Origin of the sequence: Novosphingobium sp. Chol11, from assembly GCF_900218065.1 — a bacterium.
GTDB classification, from domain to species: domain Bacteria; phylum Pseudomonadota; class Alphaproteobacteria; order Sphingomonadales; family Sphingomonadaceae; genus Sphingobium; species Sphingobium agri.
The window spans coordinates 1,334,823-1,359,367 of the sequence record NZ_OBMU01000001.1 but is presented as its reverse complement, the minus strand read 5'-3'; the positions used below and the strand labels follow the sequence as shown (position 1 = coordinate 1,359,367).

19 protein-coding genes, 4 tRNA genes and 1 other RNA gene are annotated in these 24,545 nt (G+C 60.6%); 14 read left to right on the top strand and 10 right to left on the bottom strand.

The features are described from left to right. From blaSGM to NCHOL11_RS06680, 9 genes are all read left to right on the top strand, one after another. Complete coding sequence (gene blaSGM / locus NCHOL11_RS06720) at positions 1 to 939, top strand: SGM family class A beta-lactamase (protein WP_097091618.1); 939 nt, start codon at positions 1 to 3, stop codon at positions 937 to 939. Between the two features lie 41 nt (positions 940 to 980). Beyond that, an RNA gene (gene ffs / locus NCHOL11_RS06715) (signal recognition particle sRNA small type) lies at positions 981 to 1,078 on the top strand. Positions 1,079 to 1,128: 50 nt separating this feature from the next. Beyond that, positions 1,129 to 2,724, top strand: coding sequence for a DNA polymerase III subunit gamma/tau (locus NCHOL11_RS06710; RefSeq protein WP_097091617.1), 1,596 nt, complete (start codon positions 1,129 to 1,131; stop codon positions 2,722 to 2,724). Next, complete coding sequence (locus NCHOL11_RS06705) at positions 2,721 to 3,044, top strand: YbaB/EbfC family nucleoid-associated protein (RefSeq protein WP_097091616.1); 324 nt, start codon at positions 2,721 to 2,723, stop codon at positions 3,042 to 3,044. The genes NCHOL11_RS06710 and NCHOL11_RS06705 overlap by 4 nt, the downstream gene beginning before the upstream one ends. 133 nt (positions 3,045 to 3,177) lie before the next feature. After that, positions 3,178 to 5,574 carry an endopeptidase La gene (gene lon / locus NCHOL11_RS06700; protein ID WP_097091615.1) on the top strand — a complete coding sequence of 799 codons (2,397 nt, stop codon included), beginning with the start codon at positions 3,178 to 3,180 and terminating at the stop codon, positions 5,572 to 5,574. Positions 5,575 to 5,756: 182 nt separating this feature from the next. Continuing rightward, entirely contained in the window at positions 5,757 to 6,029 is a 273-nt protein-coding gene (locus NCHOL11_RS06695) for an HU family DNA-binding protein (RefSeq protein WP_097091614.1), read from the top strand. A 256-nt stretch (positions 6,030 to 6,285) separates the two neighbouring features. Further along, positions 6,286 to 6,362, top strand: a tRNA-His gene (locus NCHOL11_RS06690). Positions 6,363 to 6,425: 63 nt separating this feature from the next. After that, positions 6,426 to 6,797 (top strand): phosphoribosyl-AMP cyclohydrolase, encoded by a 372-nt coding sequence (hisI, locus tag NCHOL11_RS06685; protein ID WP_097091613.1) that lies wholly within the window; start codon positions 6,426 to 6,428, stop codon positions 6,795 to 6,797. Beyond that, entirely contained in the window at positions 6,784 to 7,314 is a 531-nt protein-coding gene (locus tag NCHOL11_RS06680) for a hypothetical protein (protein WP_097091612.1), read from the top strand. Before hisI ends, NCHOL11_RS06680 begins: the two co-directional genes overlap by 14 nt. Before the next feature lie 6 nt (positions 7,315 to 7,320). On the opposite strand, the gene NCHOL11_RS06675 is transcribed toward NCHOL11_RS06680, so the two are convergent. Further along, complete coding sequence (locus NCHOL11_RS06675; RefSeq protein WP_097091611.1) at positions 7,321 to 7,998, bottom strand: L,D-transpeptidase family protein; 678 nt, start codon at positions 7,996 to 7,998, stop codon at positions 7,321 to 7,323. A gap of 30 nt (positions 7,999 to 8,028) precedes the next feature. Next, complete coding sequence (locus NCHOL11_RS06670; protein ID WP_097091610.1) at positions 8,029 to 10,296, bottom strand: NADP-dependent malic enzyme; 2,268 nt, start codon at positions 10,294 to 10,296, stop codon at positions 8,029 to 8,031. 152 nt (positions 10,297 to 10,448) lie between these two features. Here NCHOL11_RS06670 and alaS point away from each other — a divergent pair, with 152 nt between their 5' ends. Together alaS and NCHOL11_RS06660 are read left to right on the top strand one after the other, a co-directional pair. Further along, positions 10,449 to 13,103 carry an alanine--tRNA ligase gene (gene alaS / locus NCHOL11_RS06665; protein WP_097091609.1) on the top strand — a complete coding sequence of 885 codons (2,655 nt, stop codon included), beginning with the start codon at positions 10,449 to 10,451 and terminating at the stop codon, positions 13,101 to 13,103. Between the two features lie 111 nt (positions 13,104 to 13,214). Beyond that, the gene (locus tag NCHOL11_RS06660) at positions 13,215 to 14,744 is read left to right on the top strand and encodes a hypothetical protein (RefSeq protein WP_097091608.1); all 1,530 of its coding nucleotides are present in this window, start codon (positions 13,215 to 13,217) and stop codon (positions 14,742 to 14,744) included. Here NCHOL11_RS06660 and NCHOL11_RS06655 read toward each other — a convergent pair. From NCHOL11_RS06655 to aroA, 7 genes are all read right to left on the bottom strand, one after another. Next, on the bottom strand, positions 14,741 to 16,525 hold the full coding sequence (locus NCHOL11_RS06655; protein ID WP_097091607.1) for a cation:proton antiporter domain-containing protein: 1,785 nt from the start codon (positions 16,523 to 16,525) through the stop codon (positions 14,741 to 14,743). The genes NCHOL11_RS06660 and NCHOL11_RS06655 overlap by 4 nt on opposite strands. Positions 16,526 to 16,599: 74 nt before the next feature. Then, positions 16,600 to 16,685 (bottom strand) — tRNA-Leu (locus NCHOL11_RS06650). A 51-nt stretch (positions 16,686 to 16,736) separates the two neighbouring features. Further along, positions 16,737 to 17,024 (bottom strand): integration host factor subunit beta, encoded by a 288-nt coding sequence (locus tag NCHOL11_RS06645; RefSeq protein ID WP_097091606.1) that lies wholly within the window; start codon positions 17,022 to 17,024, stop codon positions 16,737 to 16,739. Positions 17,025 to 17,185: 161 nt separating this feature from the next. Then, on the bottom strand, positions 17,186 to 18,898 hold the full coding sequence (gene rpsA, locus NCHOL11_RS06640) for a 30S ribosomal protein S1 (protein WP_097091605.1): 1,713 nt from the start codon (positions 18,896 to 18,898) through the stop codon (positions 17,186 to 17,188). A 170-nt stretch (positions 18,899 to 19,068) separates the two neighbouring features. Next, on the bottom strand, positions 19,069 to 19,704 hold the full coding sequence (cmk, locus tag NCHOL11_RS06635; RefSeq protein WP_097091604.1) for a (d)CMP kinase: 636 nt from the start codon (positions 19,702 to 19,704) through the stop codon (positions 19,069 to 19,071). Further along, complete coding sequence (locus NCHOL11_RS06630; RefSeq protein ID WP_097091603.1) at positions 19,701 to 19,952, bottom strand: CBU_0592 family membrane protein; 252 nt, start codon at positions 19,950 to 19,952, stop codon at positions 19,701 to 19,703. The genes cmk and NCHOL11_RS06630 overlap by 4 nt, the downstream gene beginning before the upstream one ends. Then, positions 19,949 to 21,289 (bottom strand): 3-phosphoshikimate 1-carboxyvinyltransferase, encoded by a 1,341-nt coding sequence (aroA, locus tag NCHOL11_RS06625; protein ID WP_097091602.1) that lies wholly within the window; start codon positions 21,287 to 21,289, stop codon positions 19,949 to 19,951. Before aroA ends, NCHOL11_RS06630 begins: the two co-directional genes overlap by 4 nt. A gap of 149 nt (positions 21,290 to 21,438) precedes the next feature. Here aroA and NCHOL11_RS06620 point away from each other — a divergent pair, with 149 nt between their 5' ends. The 3 genes from NCHOL11_RS06620 to NCHOL11_RS06610 all read left to right on the top strand — a co-directional run bounded on the left by NCHOL11_RS06620 (position 21,439) and on the right by NCHOL11_RS06610 (position 22,138). Then, positions 21,439 to 21,774, top strand: coding sequence for a TIGR02300 family protein (locus NCHOL11_RS06620; RefSeq protein WP_097091601.1), 336 nt, complete (start codon positions 21,439 to 21,441; stop codon positions 21,772 to 21,774). Positions 21,775 to 21,861: 87 nt separating this feature from the next. Beyond that, positions 21,862 to 21,937 (top strand) — tRNA-Ala (locus tag NCHOL11_RS06615). A 125-nt stretch (positions 21,938 to 22,062) separates the two neighbouring features. Next, positions 22,063 to 22,138, top strand: a tRNA-Ala gene (locus NCHOL11_RS06610). A gap of 93 nt (positions 22,139 to 22,231) precedes the next feature. Here NCHOL11_RS06610 and NCHOL11_RS06605 read toward each other — a convergent pair. Beyond that, a complete protein-coding gene (locus NCHOL11_RS06605) occupies positions 22,232 to 24,508 on the bottom strand; it encodes an ATP-dependent helicase (protein WP_097091600.1) in 2,277 nt (758 codons plus the stop codon). Positions 24,509 to 24,545: the final 37 nt, after the last annotated feature.

The following is a 24,545-nucleotide window of genomic DNA, read 5'->3' as shown; positions in this document are numbered from 1 at the left end:
ATGCGCGCCTGCATCAGTGCCGCCATATTGGCGATCATCTCGCTCGCAGGATCAGCCAGCGCGCAACAGGATGGCGCTCGCCAGTCGCTGCTCCCTGCCGCTCCGCGCTACACGATCGGCGAATCGGTCATGAAGTCCGTGCGCAACCCGCGAGAGATCGAAAAGGAGACCGGGGGGCGTCTCGGTGTAGCGCTGGTCGATAGCAAGGGCGCCCTGCTCCTCGGCTTCAATCGGGATGAACGCTTCGCCATGTGTTCCACATTCAAGGCGCCACTGGCAGCGGCTGTGTTGATGGGCGCCGATGCCGGACGGTTTGGGCTGGAGGGACAAGTCGCCTTCACCGACGCGGACATCCTGGATCACGCGCCAGTCGTGAAGGCCAACCGCAAGCGCGGTCGCCTCTCCATGGCGGAGCTGGCCAAAGCCGCGGTGGAAGTCAGCGACAACAGCGCGGCGAATCTGCTGCTGCCGATGATCGGCGGGCCGGAAGGCCTCACCGCCTTCATCCGCGCACATGGGGACACGGTCACGCGTCTGGATCGTACAGAGCCCTTGCTCAACGAGAATATGGAGGGTGACGTTCGCGACACTACAAGTCCAGCCGCTATGGCTGGTTTGATCGCGCGTCTGATCTTCCGGGACATGAAGCCCGAAAGCGCAGAGCGTCTTCGAACCTGGCTGAACGGCAGCACGACTGGCGACAAGCGGATCAAGGCCGGTCTGCCCAAGGGCTGGACTTCGGGCAGCAAGACGGGAAGTTGCGGCACTGCCTATAATGATGTGGCGTTGGTGAAAGCTCCATCGGGTGAGGAATATCTGCTCGCCATCTATCTCGATCGTCCGAAGGTGGACGGCAAGGCGGCAGATGCGGCCATTGCGGAAACGGCCCGCGCCGCACTGGAATTCGTATCTAAGGCACAGCGGACCGGGTTGGAATAACCCAGCCCTTGCCATCGCGACGGGCTTTCGCCATATGCCGCGCCGGGAGTCGGGCGGACGTGGTCGTCGCCAACCTGGTCAGGTCCTGACGGAAGCAGCCACAACGATTTCGCCACGGGTCGTTCCGGCTCCCACCTTTATTCGGCTTCCGGCTTCGACAGCCGCTCCTCAAGCCGCTAGATTGTTACCATGTCCGATTCACCTCAGCCCTATCGCGTGCTCGCGCGCAAATACCGGCCGCGCAGCTTTCGCGAACTGATCGGGCAGGATGCCATGGTTCAGACGCTGGGTAATGCGATCCGGCGAGGCAGGCTGGCGCATGCCTTCCTCATGACCGGGGTACGAGGCGTCGGTAAGACATCGACCGCCCGCCTCATTGCCAAGGCGCTGAATTGCGTCGGCGCCGATGGGCAGGGCGGCCCGACTATCGACCCTTGCGGCGTCTGCGAACCCTGTCTGGCGATTGCGGAAGGCCGTCACATCGACGTGGTCGAAATGGACGCGGCAAGCCATACCGGCGTCGACGATGTGCGCGAGATCATCGAGGCGGTGCGCTATGCCGCCGTGTCAGCCCGCTACAAGATCTACATCATCGACGAAGTCCACATGCTCTCGAAGAACGCGTTCAACGCGCTCCTCAAGACACTGGAAGAGCCGCCCGCCCACGTGAAATTCCTGTTCGCCACGACAGAGGTGAACAAGGTTCCGATCACCGTACTTTCCCGCTGCCAGCGCTTCGACCTCCGCCGCATCCCGGCCGAACTGCTCGCCGCCCACTTCGCCCATGTGGTTGAGGCGGAGCAGGTCGCCGCCGAAGAAGATGCCCTGGCGCTCATAGCCCAGGCAGCCGAAGGCTCCGCTCGCGACGGCCTGTCGATTCTCGACCAGGCGATCGCCCATGCCGAGATGGGGGAGGGTGCCCCGCTCGTCACCGCCGCTCAGGTGCGCGAGATGCTCGGCCTGTCGGATCGTGGCGCTGTTCGTCGCCTGCTCGGGCTTCTGCTGGAGGGAGATACCGGCGCGCTTCTCTCCGCCGTGCGTGAGCAATATGCTTTGGGGGTCGAGCCTCTTGCTCTTCTTCGCGGCCTCCTTGAACTGGTGCACGCCGTCACATTGATGAAGGCCGGCCGTGACCTCGCGACACCCGGACAATCGGCGGAGGAGCGTGAGGCGCTTGCTGATTGGGGGTCGCAAATCGGCTTCGCGCCGCTCCATCGTCTGTGGCAGTTGCTGCTCAAGGGTCATGATGAAGTCTCGAGCGCCGCATTCCCGATTGAATCCTGCGAAATGGCTTTGCTCCGCGTCATGCACGCCGCGACCATGCCCGATCCGGGGGAAATCGCCCGGCTCCTGCGTGACGGCGTTCCGTCGGTCCAGGGAGCGGCGACCCCATCAACCACGTCCGCCGCATCACTGCCCACCGACGTAAAGGCTGTCGTGGACCTTCTTTGGGAACAAAAAAAGGGGCGGCTCGCTGACTTCCTTCATGATTGTGTGCGCATCGTCCGCTTCGATCCGCCAGAGATGGAATTGCAGCTGACGCAGGATTGGACTGACGGAGATTTCTGCCGGACTCTCGCCATCGAGTTGCAGAAGGCGACAGGCTCGCCATGGCAGATCAGGCGAAGCGAAGGCAGTGCTGCTCCCTCGCTGTTGGAGGAGCAGCAGCAGACTGAGGTGCGGGAACGCGCCGAGATATTCGATACCCCAGTGGTGAAAGCCGTGCTTGCAGCTTTCCCCGATGCCGATCTTGATCGGACCGAACCATGGAGCGCAGAGCGATGAAGGATCTGAACGAAATATTGGGCATGGCCAGCCGCGTGCAGGAAGAGCTGCAGCGTGCGCAGGAAAATCTCGACAAGATCGAGGTTGAGGGTTCGGCCGGTGGTAGCCTGGTAAAGGTTCGCGCTTCCGCCAAGGGCCGAATCCTTGGCGTGTCGATCGACGAAAGCCTGCTCGCTCCTAGCGAGAAGCAGATGCTGGAAGATCTGGTCACGGCGGCGTTCAACGACGCCCGCAAGAAGGCGGATGAGGCCAGTTCCAGCGAAATGTCGAAGATGACCAGCGGCCTGCCTCTGCCCCCAGGTTTCAAGCTGCCCTTCTGATTGAAAGGCAGGATACCGTCCGTTCCTGCTTTCCGTGAAAAGGACGGCACCAATTGAATGAGGCGCTAACTGCCCCCATAAAGCGATGAACCGCATGGCAGAGCCAAGAATGGAGCGGCCCTCCGGAGATTGAATGACTACGCAATATCCCCTTCTTCCGCTGCGCGACATTGTGGTGTTCCCGCAGATGATCGTCCCCCTCTTCGTCGGCCGCGACAAGAGCGTCGCTGCTCTTGAATCGGCGATGGAAGGAAACAAGGAAATCTTCCTCGTTTCGCAGCTTGATCCTGCCGAGGATGATCCCAACCGGGACTCGCTCTACGACACCGGCGTCATCGCCATCGTGCTTCAACTTCTGAAGCTGCCTGATGGCACCGTCCGGGTTCTCGTCGAAGGGAAGCATCGCGCGCAATTGCAGTCGATCAGCATGGCTGAAAACCATCTGATGGCCGAAGTCGAGCCGATCGAGGAGATCGCGGCTGAAGGGCCAGAGGCAGCAGCGCTGATGCGCTCTGTCGCGGAGCAGTTTGAAAATTACGCGAAGCTCAACAAGAAGCTGCCCGCCGAGACGCCGGTCCAGCTGCGTGAGATTGAGGACGCCGGCCGTCTGGCCGACGCTGTCGCCGCCAACATCAACGTCAAGGTCGCCGACAAGCAATCGCTGCTGGTCGAGGCTGATCCGGTCAAGCGCCTCGAGATGGTTTTCGCCTTCATGGAGGGCGAGCTTGGCGTTCTGCAGGTCGAAAAGAAGATCCGTGGCCGTGTGAAGCGGCAGATGGAGAAGACCCAGCGCGAATATTATCTGAACGAGCAGCTGAAGGCGATCCAGCGCGAGCTGGGCAATGGCGAAGGCGAGGAGGGTGATGAACTCGCCGAGCTCGCCGACAAGATCGCCAAGACCAAGCTCAGCAAGGAAGCGCGGGCAAAGGCGACCGCCGAGTTCAAGAAGCTGAAGGGCATGCAGCCCATGTCGGCTGAAGCGACGGTCGTGCGCAATTATCTCGATGTGCTGCTCGGCCTCCCTTGGGGCAAGAAGGGCAAGGTCAAGACCGACCTCAAGCGCGCGCAGGCGATCCTGGATGAGGATCATTTCGCGCTGGAAAAGGTCAAGGACCGGATCATCGAATATCTCGCGGTGCAGGCGCGCACCAACAAGCTGAAGGGGCCGATTCTCTGCCTCGTCGGTCCTCCGGGCGTCGGCAAGACCTCGCTCGGCCGCTCGATCGCCAAAGCAACGGGACGTGAATTCGTGCGCCAGTCGCTTGGCGGCGTGCGCGACGAAGCGGAAATCAGGGGGCACCGGCGCACCTATATCGGCTCGCTCCCCGGCAAGATCGTGACCAACCTCAAGAAGGCCGGGACGATGAACCCGCTCTTCCTGTTGGATGAGATCGACAAGCTGGGTCAGGATTTCCGGGGCGATCCGGCGTCCGCGCTGCTGGAGGTTCTCGATCCGGAGCAGAACAGCAAGTTCCAGGACCACTATCTGGAGATCGACGTCGATCTGTCGGACGTCATGTTCGTCACGACGGCCAACTCGCTGAACCTGCCGCAGCCGCTGCTGGACCGGATGGAGATCATCCGGCTCGAAGGCTATACCGAGGACGAGAAGGTCGAGATCGCGCAACGCCATCTGCTGCAAAAGCAGATCGACGCGCATGGCCTCAAGGAAGGTGAGCTGGAAGTCACCGAAGCGGCCGTCCGCGACCTGATCCGCCATTATACGCGCGAAGCGGGCGTCCGCACGCTCGAACGTGAAGTGGCAAGGCTGGCCCGCAAGGCGCTCCGCAAGATACTGGAAGGCGTCTATGACAAGGTCGCGATCACGCCTGAAAATCTTGCCGAATATGCTGGCGTCCGGAAGTTCCGCCATGGCGTGGGTGAAGAAGAGAACCAGATCGGCGCCGTGACTGGCTTGGCCTGGACCGAAGTCGGCGGCGAGCTTCTGACCATCGAAGCGGTCACCGTGCCCGGCAAGGGCGCGATCCGCACCACGGGTAAGCTTGGCGAGGTGATGAACGAATCCGTTCAGGCGGCCTTCTCTTATGTGAAGGCGCGCTCGCCCGGTTACGGCATCAAGCCCAGCATCTTCACGCGCAAGGATATCCATATCCACTTGCCCGAAGGCGCGGTGCCGAAGGACGGGCCGTCGGCGGGCATAGGCATGGTCACCAGCATCGTTTCGACGCTGACCGGCATCCCAGTCCACAAGGATGTGGCGATGACAGGCGAAGTCACGCTGCGTGGCCGGGTGCTTCCGATTGGCGGCCTCAAGGAAAAGCTGCTGGCGGCCCTCCGTGGTGGCATAAAGACCGTGCTGATCCCGGCGGAGAATGAGAAGGATCTGGCAGAGATCCCCGCTAATATCCGGGAAGGGCTGGAGATCGTACCCGTATCCCATGTCGACGAGGTGCTTGCCCGCGCACTGGTGTCCGTGCCCGAAGCGATCGCCTGGACGGAAGAGGACGACCTCGCCGCTCAGCCGAGTCCGGCCGCCGGGCGGGATGGTGACGCAACGCTTCGTCACTGATTGCAAGTGCGACACTGATTAACCGCTACGTTCAGTGAGATTTCAGCCCATGGCTGAAAATCTCATTGGAGGTGGCGGCTTCGTCGCTTTCCCTTTGACAGCCGTTCAAAGCTGCGCCTTATTGCGCCGCCTATGCCGCGATTCCTTAGGTATTCACACAGTTAGAAGGGGGTTCCAAAGGTATGAACAAGCAGGATTTGATCAGTGCTGTTGCTGAAAGCAGCGGCCTCAGCAAGAGCGACGCGACCAAGGCTGTTGAAGGCGTGTTCGATTCTATCTCCTCCGCGCTCAAGAAGGGCGATGAAGTTCGCCTCGTCGGCTTCGGCACATTTTCCGTTTCCCAGCGCAAGGCATCGACGGGCCGTAATCCGCGCACTGGCGAAACCATGACGATCAAGGCGTCTGCTCAGCCCAAGTTCAAGGCTGGCAAGGGCCTCAAAGACTCGGTCAACTAAGATCGGAACTGGCGTCGTCATCGGCGCCCACTTGCATAATAGGACCGTTTGGCATCGCGGCCAGATGGTTGGGAGAGTAGCTGCAGCAGGGGGAAAACGCTCCGTTGCGCTGATGTACTGAACAGAGGGAAGAGGGGCGCGGACCGTCGGTTTCGCGCCCCGTTTCTTTTTCAGTCTTATAGTCGCATTTGTCAGCTTGACGGCTATCCAATGGCCGCATATGTGCCGCATCTCTCCTGGGCCAAACGGCCCTGTGGCGATCGTAGCTCAGTTGGTTAGAGCGCTGGTTTGTGGTACCAGAGGTCGCGGGTTCGGATCCCGTCGATCGCCCCATCTTCCCCCTTTTTGTCGTTGCATGGGCTTCGCATCGGCCTTCGACCGTCTTATAGCCGGGCTATGGATGAACCACGCGACAAGGGGCTGACCCTCAATCCGAAATATGACCGCGACGGGCTGATCACAGCGGTCGTCACTGACGCTGCCACCGGCGAGGTGTTGATGCTCGCCCATATGAATGATCAGGCGCTGGCATTGACGATAGAGACGCGACTGGCCCATTTTTGGTCGCGCAGCCGCCAGTCCTTGTGGAAAAAGGGCGAGACCTCCGGCAACATGCTGGAGGTACGCGACATCCGGATCGACTGCGATCAGGACGCGGTGTGGGTGAAGGCGGTTCCGGCGGGTCCCACCTGTCATACTGGCGCGCGTTCCTGCTTTTTCCGTCGCGTTGGCGCGGAAGGACTGACGGCTGTCGATACGGTGGAATAGCCTCGCCCTCCTGTCGCTGCTCGCCGCCTGCCAAGGTAACGGCGAGCGGTCAGGCACCGTTTCGGGCAACATGGCTTCCGCATCGGGGCTGGAGCGCGCGGCGATCGAGAGCGGCGTCATCGCGGATAACTCCAGATCGTCTCCCGTCGGCCTTTTCCGCAGGCGCCATGAGGCGGGCAGCGACAGTCTCTGCATCATCCCCGCTCAAGCCGGTGAGTTCCGCTTCGGCGTAGAAGCGGTATTCGGAGAAGATCAGAGCTGCCGGGGGCAGGGAAGTGCAAGACGCGCCGGGGACAAGCTGATCTTCAGTTTCGACCGTGGCGGTCGCTGTATCATCGTGGCCCAATATGATGGCGATCAGATCGCCTTCCCCGGGGTTCTCGACATGAAATGTGCCGCCCTATGCGAAGGCCGTGGATCGTTGGAGGGCGTCAGCTTTCCTCGATCAGCCAGCGAAGCCGGTGCTGCCCTACGCGCGGAAGATCGCAACGGGAACGCGCTCTGCCAACAGGATTAGGCGCGTTCAGCCCGCGTTGCCGACATGGCCGGTATCCAGCATCTTGCCCTGCGTGATGATTACCAGATCGCCCAGCTTTACCGCCGCGAACAGCTTGCGGGCAAAGGCTGTAGGCACCCCTATGCAGCCATGGGTGGCATTGCCCCATTGGACATTGCTGCCATGAATCGCGACGCCGTCATTCGTCAGCCGCAGCATGTATGGCATGGGCGCGTCGTAGAGATTGGATACATGGTCTGCGTCCTTCTGCGTGATCGGGAACGCTCCAAGCGGGCTTGGCTTGTCGTCCGCGCCATAGATGATCACCGCCGCGCCGATCTCATGACCGTCCCGAAAAGCGGACAAGGTCTGCGCCTTCAGGTCCACTGTGATGATGACTGGACCCGCTGCCGGGGCACGGCTCTCATCCCAGACATAGTCGCCGTGGCGAAACGGTGTCTCTATCGGCAACACGCTCTTGACCATCAGAGCATGGGGATCGACCGGCAACGGCTGCGAGCGGCTACGCTCTACCAGCGCCGGGCTAGCGACCCTCTTCTGGGTGGGAGCATCCTGACGCGGCGATTGCAGATCGCGCCCGCGATCCACATAGCTTCCCACCAGCAACCCAACAGCGCCGAGCGCGCCGCCGATCAACAGCTTCGGGCCAGCCAGCTTCGCAACGTTCCTGAACAATCCTGCCATGTCCGCCTTGTTGGACGAAAAAGGTTAAGCTCAGCCTTCCCGATCTACCTCCGCCGCTGCAATCGCAGTGAGGTTCAGGATGCCGCGCGCGGTTACGCCAGGTGTCAGTACATGAATCGGCTGCGCCAGCCCCATCAACATCGGCCCGACCGTAGGCGAACTGGAGGAAGCTGACAGCGCCGTCAGCGTGATGTTCGCCGAATCGAGGTTGGGCATGACCAGCAGATTGGCCGGTCCCTCGAACCGCGCATCGGGAACTAGCCGCTCTCGCAACGACTGACTGAGCGCGGCATCGGCATGCATTTCGCCATCTACCAGCAGGTCGGGTGCCTGCGAACGCACCAGTTGCAGCGCCGTCCGCATCTTCCGCGCGCTGGGACTGTGCGACGCTCCGAAGTTGGAGTGCGAGAGCAGGGCGACGCGGGGCGTCAAGCCGAAATGCCGAAGCTCGGTCGCGCCCGCGATGGCCATTTCGGCAATCTGTTCAGGCGTAGGATCGGGCACCATATGGGTGTCGGAAATGAACAACGCGCCGGCGTCCAGGATCAGTCCTGACAGCGCGTAGACCCGGCTATGTCCCGCCCGGCGATCAATGATCCGCAACACATGCTCGACCTGGCCCCAATATTCGCTGTTCCCGCCGACCAGCGCCGCATCCACACGCCCGGTGCGAAGCAACATCGCAGCTGTGACGGAGGGCCGCCGATAGACATGGCGCAGCAGTTCGGCCGTCGGGACCCCCTTGCGCGCAGCGATGGCACGATATGCCTCGACCAACTCTGCCAGCAATTCATGGTCGGTCTCGGGATCAACAACCTCCACATCGCGGTCGAGTTCGAACCGCAAACCAAGGCCTGGTAGCTTCTGTTCCAATATTCGCCGCCGGGCGATGATCACCGGCCGCACGATCCCCTCATCCAGCCCATCCTGAATTGCACGCAGCACGCGTTCATCCTCGCCCTCGCCATAGGCGATACGGCGGCAGGTTCCTCGCGCGGCTTCGAACACCGGCAACATCAGCTGCGCCGAGCGCGTGTTCTGCTGCGCCAATGACCGGCGATAGGCTTCGATGTCGAGCGAACGTTTCGCGACTCCGCTCTCCATCGCAGCCTTGGCGACCGCAGGCGCGATCTCGGCAATCAGTCTCGGGTCAAAGGGCGTCGGGATAATATAGTCCGGCCCGAAAACCAGCCGCCGCCCGCCATAGGCCAGCGCAACACTGTCATGCGCCGGAAGGCGGGCCAGCGCTGCGATCGCTTCGGCGGCGGCAGCCTTCATGGCCTCGTTTATCTCGGTCGCGCGCGCGTCCAGCGCGCCCCGGAACATATAGGGGAAGCAAAGGACGTTATTGACCTGATTGGGATAATCCGAGCGGCCCGTGGCAACGATTGCGTCGGGCCGCGCGTCGCGCGCGACCTCAGGCCTGATCTCGGGCTCCGGATTCGCCAGTGCGAAGATCAGCGGATTGGGAGCGAGCAGGGGAAGCCATTCAGGCTTCAGCACGCCGGGCGCGGACAGGCCCAGAAATATGTTCGCGCCCGGCAGCACCTCGGGCAAAGTCCGCGCATTCGTGGTCCGCGCATAGCGCGCCATGTTGGGCAGCATGCCCTCGCGTCCCGCATGGATGACCCCGTCCTTGTCGGTCAGCGTCACATGCTCGACTGGCAGGCCCATCGAAACCAACAAATCGACACAAGCCAGCGCCGCTGCGCCCGCACCGGACGTCACCAATCGCGCTTCTGCCAAAGACTTGCCCTGCAGCACCAGCGCGTTGCGCACGGCGGCGGCCACGACGATCGCCGTGCCATGCTGGTCGTCATGGAAGACGGGGATATTCATCCGCTTCTTCAGTTCCGCCTCGATGGCGAAGCATTCCGGCGCCTTGATATCCTCAAGATTGATCCCGCCAAAGGTCGGCTCCAGCAGCGCGACCGCCTCGATGAACTTCTCCGGATCGGTCGTGTCCACTTCTATGTCGAACACGTCGATGTCGGCGAATTTCTTGAAAAGGACCGCCTTTCCCTCCATCACCGGCTTGGACGCAAGGGCACCGATCGAACCTAGCCCCAGTACGGCGGTGCCATTGGAGATTACCGCGACCAGATTGCCACGCGCGGTATAGTCCATTGCCTTGTCGGCATCTTCGGCGATCTCAAGACAGGGCGCCGCTACGCCCGGTGAATAGGCCAGCGCCAGGTCGCGCTGATTGACCATGCGCTTGGTAGGTTCAATCCTCACCTTTCCAGGCTGAGGAAGCCGATGATAATCCAAAGCTGCGCGGCGGGTATTGTCATCCATGACGCGGCCTTATTCTTGATTGAGGATAGGGGCAATGCCGCCAGGCCGCTAAACGGCGGATTTGCGTGTCTTGTCGGATAAGAGACCCCGCTTGACCGCTGCGATGAAAAGCCCCGCTTGTGCGCCGGGGCGCTTCCCACTAAATCGCGCGCATGACATCGACCAACGACATTCGCCGCTCCTTCCTCGACTATTTCGGGGCGAACGGCCACACCATCGTTCCTTCAGCGCCTCTGGTGCCGCACAACGACCCCACACTGATGTTCGTCAATGCGGGGATGGTGCCGTTCAAGAATGTCTTCACCGGCCTTGAAACTCGGCCTTATACGACCGCGACCAGCAGCCAGAAATCGGTTCGCGCAGGCGGCAAGCACAACGATCTGGACAATGTCGGCTACACGGCGCGGCATCACACCTTCTTCGAAATGCTGGGGAATTTCAGCTTCGGCGATTATTTCAAGGAACAGGCGATCACCCATGCCTGGACCCTGCTGACGAAGGAGTGGGGGCTTCCGGCGGAGAAGCTCACCGCCACCGTCTATCACACTGACGATGAAGCCTTTGACCTCTGGAAGAAGATTGCGGGCCTGCCGGAAGACCGCATCATCCGCATTCCTACCAAGGATAACTTCTGGGCCATGGGTGACAGCGGACCCTGCGGCCCCTGCTCGGAAATTTTCTACGACCATGGCGAGCATATCTGGGGCGGTCCTCCCGGATCACCGGAAGAAGATGGCGACCGTTTCGTCGAAATCTGGAACCTCGTCTTCATGCAATATGAGCAGGAAGCGAACGAGATCGTCGGCGAACTGCCCAAGCCCAGCATCGACACCGGCATGGGGCTGGAGCGTATCGCGGCTGTTTTGCAGGGCGTCCACGACAATTATGATACGGACACCTTCAAGGCTTTGATCGAAGAATCGGGCGCGCTGACCAAGACCGCGATCGATGGCGAGTTCAAGGCCAGCCATCGCGTCATCGCGGACCATCTCCGCTCGACCAGCTTCCTGATCGCAGACGGCGTGCTGCCAGCCAATGAGGGCCGAGGCTATGTCCTGCGTCGCATCATGCGCCGCGCCATGCGCCACGCGCACATCATCGGCGCCAAAGAGCCGTTGATGCATCGCCTTGTGGGCAGCCTCGTGTCCGAAATGGGTGGCGCTTATCAGGAACTGGTCCGTGCGCAGCCCTTGATCGAGGAAACGCTGCTGCGTGAGGAAACCCGCTTCCGTCAGACCCTGGAAAAGGGCCTGAAGCTGCTGGACGAAGCGACCCTGGACTTGTCCGAAGGCGGCACGCTGCCGGGCGAAACTGCGTTCAAGCTCTATGACACCTATGGCTTCCCCTATGACCTGACCGAAGACGCGCTGCGTTCGCGCGGCCTGACCGTCGATCGCGAAGGTTTTGACGCCGCCATGGCCGAACAAAAGGCCGCGGCTCGCGCTGCGTGGAAGGGCTCGGGCGAAAAAGCCTCCGACGAAATCTGGTTCGATATCGCCGAAAAAGCGGGTAATACCGAGTTTATCGGCTACAGCTCCACCGAGGGTGAGGGCGAGGTGCTGGCGATCGTAAAGGACGGTGTGAACTTCGACAGCGCGACCGCTGGCGAGACGGTCACGATCGTCACCAACCAGACGCCTTTTTATGGTGAAAGCGGCGGTCAAATGGGCGACGCGGGCACGATCACGTCCTTGTCGGGCCTGGTTGCCGATGTCGAAGATACTGCCAAGCCATTGGGGCGCCTGCATGCTCACCGGGCCAAGATCGGCCAAGGCAGCATCAAGGTAGGCGATACCGTCCACCTCTCGGTCGACGTGAACCGCCGTGATCGTATACGCGCCAATCATAGCGCCACCCATTTGCTCCACGCCGCGCTGCGTAACACGCTGGGCGCGCACGTGACGCAGAAGGGCAGCCTGGTTGCGCCCGATCGCCTGCGTTTCGATTACTCGCATCCGGAAGCGCTGACGCACAGCCAGATCGCCGCGATCGAAAGCCTGGTGAATGAGCAGGTGCGTCACAATGAAGCGGTGACCACACGCCTGATGACACCCGATGACGCGATATCGGCGGGAGCGATGGCTCTGTTTGGCGAAAAATATGGCGACGAAGTCCGCGTCCTTTCGATGGGGAAGGGTGATGCGAACAGCTATTCGGTCGAACTCTGCGGCGGCACGCACGTCAATGCGACGGGTGACATCGCGATCTTCAAGATCATTTCGGAAAGCGCTGTTTCCTCTGGCGTCCGCCGTATCGAAGCCCTGACTGGTGAGGCCGCGCGCCTGTGGCTCACCGACCGCGAAGATCGCCTGCGCCAATCGGCTGCCGCGCTCAAGACCACCCCCGAAGAGGTTCCGGCGCGCATAGCGGCGCTCGTCGAACAGAGCCGCAAGCTGGAACGCGAACTGGCGGAAGCGAAGAAGGCGCTTGCCTTGGGTGGCGGTAGCGGCGCGCAGGCGGCAGGGCCGGAAAAGGTCGGCGGCGTGAATTTCATCGGTCAGGTGATTGAAGGGCTCGATCCCAAGGAACTACGCGGCATAGTCGATCAGAACAAGGCGACACTCGGCAGCGGCGTCTCCGCAGTTCTTGCTGTGATGGATGGCCGCGCCAGCATCGCTGTAGGAGTCACGGACGATCTGGTCGGCTCCATCAACGCCGTCGACCTCGTTCGCGCAGGCGTTGAAGCACTTGGCGGGAAAGGCGGCGGCGGCCGCCCGGACATGGCGCAGGGTGGCGGCCCCGACGGTGACAAGGCTGTTGCGGCAGTCGAGGCAGTAAAGGCGGCTCTGACTAACTGCCAAGCGTAACGCACGGACCTTCGGAAGCTCAAACAAGGGCAAAGCTCTGGCTCAGCTTTCGCCACCTTGTTTCTGCCCACGTCATCGCTAATCTGGCAAGCTAACCGGTTCGGGGGGATCATGCGGCTTCTTATTGCTCTCGGTCTGTTGCTGGCGCCCGCTGCTGCGCATGCCGAATGGTTGGAAGCCTCGAGCGACCATTTTGTGGTCTATGCGGAAACCCGGGCGACAGAGGCTCGCCTATTCTCGCAGCAGCTTGAAAGCTACCATGCGGCCATGGCAGCGGTCACGGGATCGCCGAATCTTCGTCCCAGCCCGTCCAACCGCCTCACTATTTATGTTGTGAGTAGCGAAGCGCAGGTTCGAAAGCTGTATGGGGCCAATTCGCAATATATAGGCGGATTTTATGTACCCCGCGCGGGTGGATCGATCGCAATCGTTCCGCAGGTCAGGGCTACGCGCGGTCAAATCGACACGTCAATGATCACGCTGCTCCATGAATATGCGCATCATTTTCTGATTGGATCGAGCAGCTTTCCTTTGCCCCGCTGGATGTCGGAAGGTGCTGCGGAGTTTTTTTCGTCAGCCGCATTTCCTAGCGACGGCGGTGTTGAACTCGGGCGGCCGGCGCAGCATCGCGCCTATGAGCTCTACATGGCTGCCGATGTGACTGCAGGTGATTTGCTTGATCCTGCCGCATATGAAAAGCGCCGCAGCAAGAGATACGATGCTTTCTATGGCAAGAGTTGGCTGCTTTATCATTATCTGACCTTCAGCCCCGAAAGGAAAGGTCAGCTTACACGCTACCTCACCCTTATGTCTCAGGGTAAAGACCCGCGGTCTGCTGCTATCGAAGCGTTTGGAGATTTCGGCCAGCTCGAACATGAGCTGGATCGCTATCTGCTCAAATCTCGGATGACGATGATCAAGCTGCCCGCCGGCATGATCAAAACCGGCCCCGTCGTCGTGCAAGGGATGACGGCAGGGGCAAGCGCCGTGATGCCGGTCATCATTCGTTCCAGGCGCGGTGTCGACCGTGAAATGGCCAAGGCCGTTCTGGCCGACGCGCGCGCCATAGCTTCGCGCTTCCCGAAGGATGCCGCAGTCCTCTCGGCATTGGCGGAGGCAGAGCATGACGCTGGCAACGATAAGGAAGCGGTCGCAGCCGCCGATGCTGCCCTTGCCGTGGACCCGAGGCAGGTCAACGCCTATGTCCAGAAGGGGCTTTCCCTCTATCGCATCGCGCAAGATGCACCGGATCGCGACGAGAGCTATAAGGAAGCACGCGCTCCTTTCACAGCCCTCAATCGCATCGAAAATGACCACCCGCTGCCGCTCTTCTATTATTATGACAGCTTTGTCCGTCAGGGGAAAACACCATCTTCCTTAGCAATTCAAGCGCTGGAGCGCGCGTCGGAACTGGCGCCTTTCGACCTTGGGCTGCGCATGACCTTGGCAATGCAACAACTGCGTGTCGGTGATCGCAAACAGGCGCGGCGTAATTTACTGCCAGTGGCTTACAACCCGCACGGCGGCAATATGGCAGAGTTCGCAAGCAAGACGTTGGAGCGGATGGACAAGGAGCCGAATTGGGACGGGAGCGACATGCCCGTTCCCGCATCCGATAACGCCATAGCTGCTGGGCCTTAGGCAACCTCGTCAGAACGGAGCCGCCTCAATTTGGGGGCCGTTTCCAGATGCGCCGCATCTTTGATGCCCATGCGTAGATCTTCCCGTGTCTGATGAATGGACGCGATAACGGGGCCCATCGCCACGCCCAGGTCAACCAGCGCAGTCTCAGCCAGCTGAAGCGAGCTTTCCAGCGTTTCGGGCACAGCATCGCTGGCGCCCGCTTGATAAAGTTGCGCGGCATGATCTGTATCGCGCGCTCGAGCGATGATGGGCAAATCCGGCACCCAACCGCGAACCCTCTTCGTCACTCGTACCGATAGCACCGGATCGTCCATGGTGAGGATCAGTGCTCGAGCGTGACCAAGACGAAGTTTGTCCAACATTTCGGCACGCGCTACGTCGCCAAAAAGGATCGGATATCCGCCCCGTCGCCCTTCAGCGACCACGTCGGGGTCCGACTCCACGACCGTAAAACGCTGATTGTGAACCCGCAGGAGGTCGCACACCATCCGTCCGACACGGCCAAAGCCGATAACGACGGCCGCTGCCTCCGTGCTTTCCTGCTGCAATTCAGGCGTATCTTCGCCCAATGCCATTTCGAGCCTGCGCGCGATGTCATGGCCAATACGCGCGAGGAGCGGCGTGATAGTCAAGCCGATCGCCGTAACGATCTGCCAAAAAGCAGCGGTAGAGGGCAAGATCAGCTTGGCTGCAGCCGCAGTCGAGAGGACGATAAGAGTAGTTTCGGAAGGGCTGGCCATCAGCAGCCCTACTTCGAGGGAAACGCCTTTTCGAGCACCCGAGAAATAGAGCAGAGCTGCCGTGACCAATGTCTTGGTGATGACCACCCCGACCACCGCCAGGATCAGGCCGGGCCAGTTCGCGAGTATCACCCGGACATCCAGGCTCATGCCAACCGTAATAAGGAACACGCCCAGCGCGAGCCCCTTGAAGGGTGCCGTCATCACTTCGACTTCGCCATGATATTCGGTCTCAGCGATCAACAGGCCCGCAAGTAAGGCACCTACAATCGGTGATAGACCTGCGAGAGAAGTGGCGATGCTGGAAACGATGACCACCAGCAGGCTCGCGGCGAGGAACACCTCGGGACTTTTCGTCCGTGCAGCCTGACTGAAAATATGTGGGAGGACGATGCGGCCGAGAATGAGCATCACTGCGATCGTGATGCCGCCCTTCAAAAGTGTATTCGCCAATTCGCCCCAAGCTCCGTCGACGCTTGCCGCTGCCGAGGGGGCAAGAGCGCCCAGCATGAAGATGATGGGAACAAGTGCCAGATCTTCAAAGAGGAGCATCGCAAAGGCCGCGCGCCCTACCGCACTTTGTGTACCGACCATCGGCAGCACCACGGCAGTCGAGGAAAGCGCGAGCGCAAGGCCAAGCCCGATCGCGCCTGCGGGAGGCTGGCCGAGCAAGTAAAGTCCCATCGCTATCAGCGATGCGCCACCGATAAGTTCAGCTGCGCCCACGCCAAAGACTTGGGCTCGCATGGTCCAGAGACGGCGAAAACTCAGTTCCAGACCTATCGAGAAGAGCAATAATATGACGCCGAGTTCCGCGAACGGCTCTATGGCTTCCCTGTTCGATATGGTGACATGATATAGCCATGGATATTCGGCGACTAACGCGCCGAGGCCAGACGGCCCCACTGCCAGGCCGACCAGAATAAACCCGATGACCGGACTGATCCTGAAGCGAGCAAAACCGGGGATTACCAGTCCCGCCGCTCCCAAAATGACAAGGGAGTCGCTGAAACTTTGAGGATTGATCGCGCCGGCCATGCTCTATCATTGCGGGATGCGCGGCAGAATATCCAGCCTTGCGGCAAAATTCACATGCTGCCGGATGATGTCCTTGGTGCGGACGGCGGGACTTGAACCCGCATTCCCAGGGGGAGGCGGATTTTAAGTCCGCTGCGTCTACCGATTTCGCCACGTCCGCATGGCGCTTTCCCTGACCGGTCCAGATGCGCAGGTCAAGATGTGCTGATGATCACTGCGCTTTGCTGTTGAGCCGCTCGCGCATTTCCTTGCCAGGTTTGAAATAGGGTACGCGTTTGGCCGAGACCGGCACCTGCTCTCCGGTACGGGGATTGCGCCCGGTCCGCGCATCGCGCGCACGGGTGGTGAAGGCGCCAAAGCCTCGCAACTCTACCCGCCCTCCACTGGAGAGGCGATCAACAATCTCTTTGAAGAAGAGATCGACAATCCTCTCGACCTCCTGAAGGCCAAGATCTGGATTTTCTTCTGCCAGCGTCTGAATTAATTCCGAACGTATCATTGGTCCTCCAGCTCCCCCTTCTGGTTCCCAGTTTAGTTATAGTGAGTCCCCTCTCACATGCAATTATCCAATGTCGGTAGTTGTTTTCTCATTTTGGGATAGAAAAGCCCGCCGGAAGCAGTTTCCGGCGGGCCTATTACTTTAGTTAGATGCCGAAGGGATTAGCCTTCGTTCTTGGCCTTGAGTGCCTCACCCAAGATGTCGCCGAGCGATGCACCGCTGTCGGACGAACCATATTGAGCAACGGCCTGCTTCTCTTCTGCGATCTGCAGCGCCTTGATCGAGAAGGTCGGCTTCTTGGCGCGATCAAAACCGGTCACCAGGGCGTCGAACTTCTGACCGATCTGGAAACGCTCCGAGCGCTGCTCATCACGATCACGGCCAAGGTCGCTACGCTTGATGAAGCCGGTGGCGCCATCTTCGCCAGCCTGGACTTCTAGGCCGCCGTCGCGGACTTCCAGAACCGTGACGGTAACCGTCTGGTTCTTGTTGAGACCAGCAGCAGCAGCAGTCGTACCGCCAGCGGCCGGGCCGCCACGTTCAAGCTGCTTCATGCCGAGGCTGATGCGCTCCTTCTCGACGTCGATGTCGAGAACGACGGCCTGAACCGTCTCGCCCTTGCGGTGCAGAGCCAGCGCGTCTTCGCCCGAAATGCCCCAGGCGATATCCGACATGTGGACCATGCCGTCGACGTCGCCGTCCAGGCCGATGAACAGGCCGAACTCGGTTGCATTCTTGACTTCGCCTTCGACCGTCGAACCGATCGGGTGACGTTCGGCAAAGCTGTCCCAGGGGTTGTTCTGGGCCTGCTTGAGACCGAGCGAGATGCGGCGCTTCTCGGGATCGACTTCCAGGACGATGACATCGACTTCCTGGCTGGTCGAAACGATCTTGCCGGGGTGGACGTTCTTCTTGGTCCAGGACATTTCCGACACGTGGACGAGGCCTTCGATGCCCGGCTCCAGTTCGACGAACGCACCATATTCGGTGATGTTCGTGACGCGGCCCGACAGCTTCGCACCGACCGGATACTTGGCGGCTGCGCCTTCCCACGGATCGCTTTCCAGCTGCTTCATGCCAAGGCTGATGCGCTGGGTGTCGCGGTTGATGCGGATGATCTGGACACGGACGGTGTCGCCGATGTTGATCATCTCGTTCGGGTGGTTGATGCGCTTGTACGACAGGTCGGTGACGTGCAGCAGGCCGTCAATGCCGCCAAGATCAACGAACGCACCATAGTCGGTGATGTTCTTGACAACGCCCTCGATGATCTGGCCTTCGGCCAGCGTCTGGATGAGGCCCGAGCGCTGTTCGGCGCGGGTTTCCTCCAGGATGGCGCGACGCGATACGACGATGTTGCCGCGGCGGCGATCCATCTTCAGGATCTGGAAGGGCTGCGGAATGTCCATCAGCGGGGTGACGTCGCGGACGGGACGGATATCGACCTGCGAGCCGGGCAGGAACGCCACGGCGCCGTCGAGGTCGACGGTGAAGCCACCCTTGACGCGGCCGAAGATGACGCCTTCGACGCGGGCATTTTCGGTGAACTCGGATTCCAGCTTGTCCCAGGCGGCTTCGCGGCGAGCGCGGTCGCGGGACAGCATGGCTTCGCCATGAGCGTTTTCGACGCGGTCGACGTAAACTTCAACTTCGTCGCCGACCTTCAGGTCAGCCTTCTGACCGGGCGCGGCGAACTCGCGCAGCGGCACGCGGCCTTCCGACTTCAGGCCGACGTCGATCAGCGCCATGTCGTTTTCGATGCCGGTCACGGTGCCCTTGACGACGCGGCCTTCGAAGCCGCCGTCTTCACCGCCAAGTGATTCATTGAGAAGCGCGGCGAAATCGTCGCGCGAGGGGAGTGCCGTAGAGGCCATGGTAGTTCCTTCACTCGTCATTGCTGGCCTACCGGTTGTGTCCGGTGGTCTTTCAGGCCAAACAGTCCACGCAGCCGGATTGCCGCGTGAACATCCATTCGGCCATGATGAGTGACGCCCCGCAGATAAGCGAAAAGGGCGCCTGGGATTCCCAAGCACCCGTCATCGCGTCAGGCCTTTCGCCGACGTTCCAACTGGGCGTCCACCAGTGCAATGGCTTGCTGGACGGCGGCGTCTATAGTCAAATTGCTGGTGTCGAGCAAGTCCGCTCCATCGGCCATTCGCAGCGGAGCATGGTCTCTGCTCATGTCGCGCGTGTCGCGTGCCTGAATGTCCGCAATCAGGCTGTCCATGTCCGGCCGGCCGCCGTGCGACAGCGCGTCATCATAGCGCCGCTGCGCGCGAACATGGACGCTGGCTGTTACAAAGATCTTGGCATCGGCGTCTGGTGCAATGACCGTCCCGATGTCGCGTCCGTCGAGGATCGCGCCGCCGGGCTGGGTAGCGAAATCACGCTGGCGCTTCACTAACGCTTGGCGGACGCTCTGATGAATGGATACACGGGATGCAAGGGAGCCGATCGCTTCGCTACGCAATGCTGGATCAGCGAGAACGCCATCATTGAACGAGCAGGCCGCCAGCGCATCGGCTTCATGGTCGGGATCCCCACCGGTCTTTACCACGGCAAGGCCGACCGCTCGATACAACAGGCCAGTATCCAGCACCGGCAAGCGATAATGGCGCCCGAGCGCCTTGGCGATGGTGCCCTTGCCCGAAGCTGCCGGGCCGTCGACGGCGATGATCATGATGTTTCGCCTTTCCGCAACGCCTTGGCGAGGCCGATGAGTGCGATGAGCGCCCATACGACCTCCAACGCCAACGAGGCCATGTTGAAATGCACTGTAAGCGAATAAAGCAGCAGCAGCGATCCGATCAGATTGAGCAGGTTGAACAGCGTAAAATTCAATATCTTCGCCACGTTGCTATAAGCATAGGCGATGACCATCAGTGCACTGCCGGTCAATCCGATGACATTGGCGAGATCAAAGGTCATGGCATCGCGCCCAGCTTTTGCAGCAGTGTGGTGAAACCGGGAAAGCTGGTGGCGACAGGCCGCATGTCATCAATGGTGACGCCGCTTTTCGATATCAGTCCCGCAACGGCGAAGCTCATCGCGATACGGTGATCGAGCTTGGTGGCGATCGGACCGCCGCCGGGAAGGAGTGCGCCACCCGTGCCTTCGATGATGATCCCATCTTCCAACTCTTCAACGGTCACGCCTATGGCGCGAAGGCCCTCGGCCATGGTGGTGATGCGATCGGACTCCTTGACGCGGAGTTCTTCAAGGCCGCGGAATATGCTGCGTCCCTCGGCAAAGGCTGCTGCGATAAAGGCAACGGGATATTCATCGATCATGGAAGGCGCGCGAGCTGGATCCGGCTCAACGCCTTTCAGGTCGGACGCTGTCACGACGACATCGCCGACAGGTTCGCCGCCGACCTCTCGTGGATTGTCGATGGCGATATTGCCGCCCATCTCCCGCAGCAGATCGACCAATCCTGCCCGTGTGGCATTGAGACCCACATTGCTGATCGTGACCTTGGAGCCGGGGACGAGCAAAGCTGCGACCATGGGGAAGGCTGCAGAAGAGGGGTCGCCCGGCACGGCGATCGTCTGCGGGCGCAGTTCAGCTTCGCCCCGCAAGGTGATGATACGCGTGCCATCGGCTTCGACCTCGACCTCCAGCTCCGCGCCAAAGCCTCTAAGCATGCGTTCGCTGTGATCGCGAGTCGGGATCGGCTCGATCACGCGCGTCACGCCGGGGGTGTTCAAGCCCGCGAGCAGGATGGCAGACTTGACCTGCGCGGATGCGACCGGAAGGCGATAGTCCAGCGGGACGGCCGGGCAGGCGCCGCGCATCGTCAGAGGCAGCCGGTCTCCGGGGCTTGACGTGAAGCTGGCACCCATGCGGGACAGAGGTTCAGTTACACGCCCCATCGGACGCTTGCTGAGCGATGCATCACCTGTGAAGGTCGCGGTGATGGCATGACTTGCTATCAAGCCCATCAGCAGCCGGGTCGATGTGCCGCTGTTGCCCATGTCCAGGGCTGTCTGGGGTTGCAGCAACCCGCCGACCCCTACGCCCTTGATGTGCCAGATGCCATCGCTATCCCGGTTGATCTGCGCACCCATGGCACGCATTGCGGCAGCCGTGGCCAGTACATCTTCACCCTCCAACAGTCCCTCGACCCGGCTTTCTCCAACCGACAAGGCGGAAAGCATGAGCGAGCGATGCGAGATGCTCTTGTCACCCGGTACAGTCACGCTGCCTGAAAGAGGTGGTGCGCCGGTGAAGGTCATCGGGAGCGGATGATCGGAAGAAGAGGTCAAGGGTCAATCCGTTTGGCAGGGAACTGAAAAATCGCGCCCGGCTTTTGACAGCGCGGTTCTGCTATGGCAAGGCGCCCGTCGCTTCGCGGGCGACATGGTCGTGCCGCGTGATATTCGTTGAAGCACTCGTAAGAAGGACAAGGCCGGACATGGTCAAGGCTGAATGGGGCACGAAGCGTACCTGCCCGAAATGCGCCACGCGCTTCTATGACCTGGGCAAGGACGACCCGGTCATCTGCATCAACTGTAACACTGCCTGGGAACCCGAGCCCGTTCTTAAGTCGAAGCAGCCGCTGCCTTATGAGGAAGCACCCAAGAAGGTCATCGAGACTGCCGATGGCGAACTGGAGTCGGCGGATGACGATCTGGATCTGGATCTGGACGTCGATGATGACGGCGACTCACCGGATAATGACGTTGATCTCGGCGGTGACGACGACCTCGGCGTCGATGCCGCGGGTGACGACGGCGACGACGACAATTAAGTAATTTTCTGCTTGCCAAGGAAGTTGCTGCCTCCTAATGGCAGCGACCTCCGAGGCGCTGGACCCAAACAGCGCCGACATTGGAAAGGGGCCTTAGCTCAGCTGGGAGAGCGCCTGCATGGCATGCAGGAGGTCAGCGGTTCGATCCCGCTAGGCTCCACCAATTTCCGAGCAGCGGCGTTTATCGGCCTAGTTTGATATGCTGAAGCTTGGGTTTGGGGTCGAAGAATGATGGCTGTCCGGAAAGCATAGCCTTTTTCACGGATGCAGCCTATTCTGCATTGAGATGGGGCCTTAGCTCAGCTGGGAGAGCGCCTGCATGGCATGCAGGAGGTCAGCGGTTCGATCCCGCTAGGCTCCACCAAATCCCCATCTATTTCGTAAGCCGATGGCAGGGATCAGGCGATTGACTGTGCGTGCGGCCGCATTTGCTGTGCCGGACCTCTAACCCTCAACGTCAGGCGGGCTGTACAAAGCTGTCCATGACGCGCTTGCGGCCCGCTGTCTCAAAGTCGATTTCCAGCTTATTGCCCTCGATTTCGGCAACGGTTCCGTAACCGAATTTCTGATGAAAAACGCGTAAACCCAACTGCATGTCATCCCGACCCTTGTTGCCGAGTGAGATGGCAGATGCTCGGGCTTCCACGATCCGAACAGGTTCGCGATTGAATTGACCGCCTTGTTGCGCACGTTGCCAACCCGGGCCGCGGCCGTTGCCACGTTGGACATTGGAGAAGGGGTCGGCACGCTCAGACCAGTTAGCGCGCCATAATGACGCTCCGCCAGTCATGCTGCTTTCTTCCTCGACATGCTCAGGCGGCAGTTCGCCGACGAAGCGGGACGGGATAGAACTGGTCCACTGGCCATATATACGCCGGTTGGCAGCATACAGAATGATGCACATCTTTCGAGCGCGCGTGATCGCGACATAGGCGAGCCGGCGTTCCTCTTCGAGGCTGTTGAGCCCGCCTTCGTCGAGCGCGCGCTGGGACGGGAAAATTCCTTCTTCCCAGCCTGCCAGAAATACGGTGTCGAACTCGAGCCCCTTTGCCGCGTGTATGGTCATGATCGTGACCTTGCGTTCTTCGGCTTGCGCATCATTGTCCATGACAAGTGATACATGCTCTAGAAACGCGCCGAGCGTTTCATACTCCTCCATCGCGCGGGTAAGCTCGTTCAGGTTTTCAAGGCGGCCCGCACTTTCGGCTGTACGCTCCGCTTGAAGCATCGCCGTATAACCGCTTTCGTCGAGTATCTGGCGCGCCAGTTCGGCATGGGGCAACTGAGCCGCCCTGTCACGCCAACATGCAAGGTCTCCTATGAAAGATCCCAGGCTTCGACGCGCCTGAGGTGTCAGTTCATCGGTGTCCAGGATGCGCGCAGCCGCCAGCGCCAAAGGAATGCCTTCCGCCCTTGCCAGTCGGTGAAGCTTCTCCACCGCCTTGTCGCCCAAGCCTCTTTTGGGAACGTTGACGATCCGCTCGAATGCCAAATCGTCAGCCGGTTGATTGACAAGACGCAGATAGGCAAGTGCATCACGGATCTCGGCACGCTCGTAGAAACGGAATCCGCCCACGATACGATAGGCGAGGCCGATCTGGATGAAGCGGTCTTCAAACTCGCGAGTCTGATGCTGTGCGCGAACTAGGATAGCCACATCATCGAGCGACCGCCCGGAACGCTCCAGCGATTCGATCTCGTCGCCTACGCGGCGAGCTTCCTCTGGGCCGTCCCAGACGCCGATGACACGGACCTTTTCTCCGACGTCGATATCGGTCCAAAGCGTCTTCCCCAACCGGTTGCCATTTTCGGCAATCACTCCGGAAGCGGCGCCGAGAATATGAGGCGTCGATCGGTAATTCTGCTCCAGACGAACGATCTTGGCGCCGGGAAAATCTTTCTCGAACCGCAGGATGTTGGCGACTTCGGCACCTCGCCACGAATAGATGGACTGGTCGTCGTCGCCCACGCAGCAAATATTCTTGCGCTGTTGAGCGAGCAGGCGGAGCCACAGATATTGGCTGCTGTTAGTGTCCTGATATTCATCGACCATGATGTAGCGGAACCGTTGCTGATAGCTTTCCAGCACATCACGATGGCGCTTCAGGATCGTCAGTACGTGGAGCAGCAGGTCGCCAAAATCGCAGGCATTCACGTCACGAAGCCGGGCCTGGTAAGCTGCGTAAAGCTTCTGGCCGCCTCCATTCGCATAAGCTTCGCTATCGCTGGCACCAATTTCTTCCGGCGTTAGTCCCTTATTCTTCCATTGGTCGATCAGGCCGCCCAACTGCCGCGCGGGCCATCGTTTTTCATCGACGCCTTCGGCTTGGATCAATTGCTTCATCAGGCGGAGTTGATCGTCGGTATCAAGGATGGTGAAATTGGACTGAAGCCCGACCAATTCCGCGTGCCGACGCAGCATCTTCGCCGCGATTGCATGGAAGGTCCCGAGCCACGGCATCCCTTCGACCGCAGGACCTATCATGCGTCCGACGCGCTCGCGCATTTCTCTCGCGGCCTTGTTGGTGAACGTCACCGCCAGAATTTCGGACGGGTAAGCACGACGCGTAGCGACAAGATGAGCAAGCCGCGCGGTCAGTGCGGCGGTCTTGCCCGTTCCTGCACCTGCCAGCACGAGGACCGGCCCTTCGGTCGTAAGCACAGCCTCCCGCTGAGGTTCATTGAGGCCCTGAAGGTAGGATGGATCATCGGGCGAGGGAACGGGGACGGTCATGTTCAACAACTAGGGAGCATGGGAAGGGTGAGCAAGG

Coding starts and splice junctions, on each gene's coding strand:
- blaSGM (WP_097091618.1), top strand. CDS start 1: ATGCGCGCCTGCATCAGTGCCGCCATATTGGCGATCATCTCGCTCGCA.
- NCHOL11_RS06710 (WP_097091617.1), top strand. CDS start 1,129: ATGTCCGATTCACCTCAGCCCTATCGCGTGCTCGCGCGCAAATACCGG.
- NCHOL11_RS06705 (WP_097091616.1), top strand. CDS start 2,721: ATGAAGGATCTGAACGAAATATTGGGCATGGCCAGCCGCGTGCAGGAA.
- lon (WP_097091615.1), top strand. CDS start 3,178: ATGACTACGCAATATCCCCTTCTTCCGCTGCGCGACATTGTGGTGTTC.
- NCHOL11_RS06695 (WP_097091614.1), top strand. CDS start 5,757: ATGAACAAGCAGGATTTGATCAGTGCTGTTGCTGAAAGCAGCGGCCTC.
- hisI (WP_097091613.1), top strand. CDS start 6,426: ATGGATGAACCACGCGACAAGGGGCTGACCCTCAATCCGAAATATGAC.
- NCHOL11_RS06675 (WP_097091611.1), bottom strand. CDS start 7,998: ATGGCAGGATTGTTCAGGAACGTTGCGAAGCTGGCTGGCCCGAAGCTG.
- NCHOL11_RS06670 (WP_097091610.1), bottom strand. CDS start 10,296: ATGGATGACAATACCCGCCGCGCAGCTTTGGATTATCATCGGCTTCCT.
- alaS (WP_097091609.1), top strand. CDS start 10,449: ATGACATCGACCAACGACATTCGCCGCTCCTTCCTCGACTATTTCGGG.
- NCHOL11_RS06660 (WP_097091608.1), top strand. CDS start 13,215: ATGCGGCTTCTTATTGCTCTCGGTCTGTTGCTGGCGCCCGCTGCTGCG.
- NCHOL11_RS06655 (WP_097091607.1), bottom strand. CDS start 16,525: ATGGCCGGCGCGATCAATCCTCAAAGTTTCAGCGACTCCCTTGTCATT.
- NCHOL11_RS06645 (WP_097091606.1), bottom strand. CDS start 17,024: ATGATACGTTCGGAATTAATTCAGACGCTGGCAGAAGAAAATCCAGAT.
- rpsA (WP_097091605.1), bottom strand. CDS start 18,898: ATGGCCTCTACGGCACTCCCCTCGCGCGACGATTTCGCCGCGCTTCTC.
- cmk (WP_097091604.1), bottom strand. CDS start 19,704: ATGATCATCGCCGTCGACGGCCCGGCAGCTTCGGGCAAGGGCACCATC.
- NCHOL11_RS06630 (WP_097091603.1), bottom strand. CDS start 19,952: ATGACCTTTGATCTCGCCAATGTCATCGGATTGACCGGCAGTGCACTG.
- NCHOL11_RS06620 (WP_097091601.1), top strand. CDS start 21,439: ATGGTCAAGGCTGAATGGGGCACGAAGCGTACCTGCCCGAAATGCGCC.
- NCHOL11_RS06605 (WP_097091600.1), bottom strand. CDS start 24,508: ATGACCGTCCCCGTTCCCTCGCCCGATGATCCATCCTACCTTCAGGGC.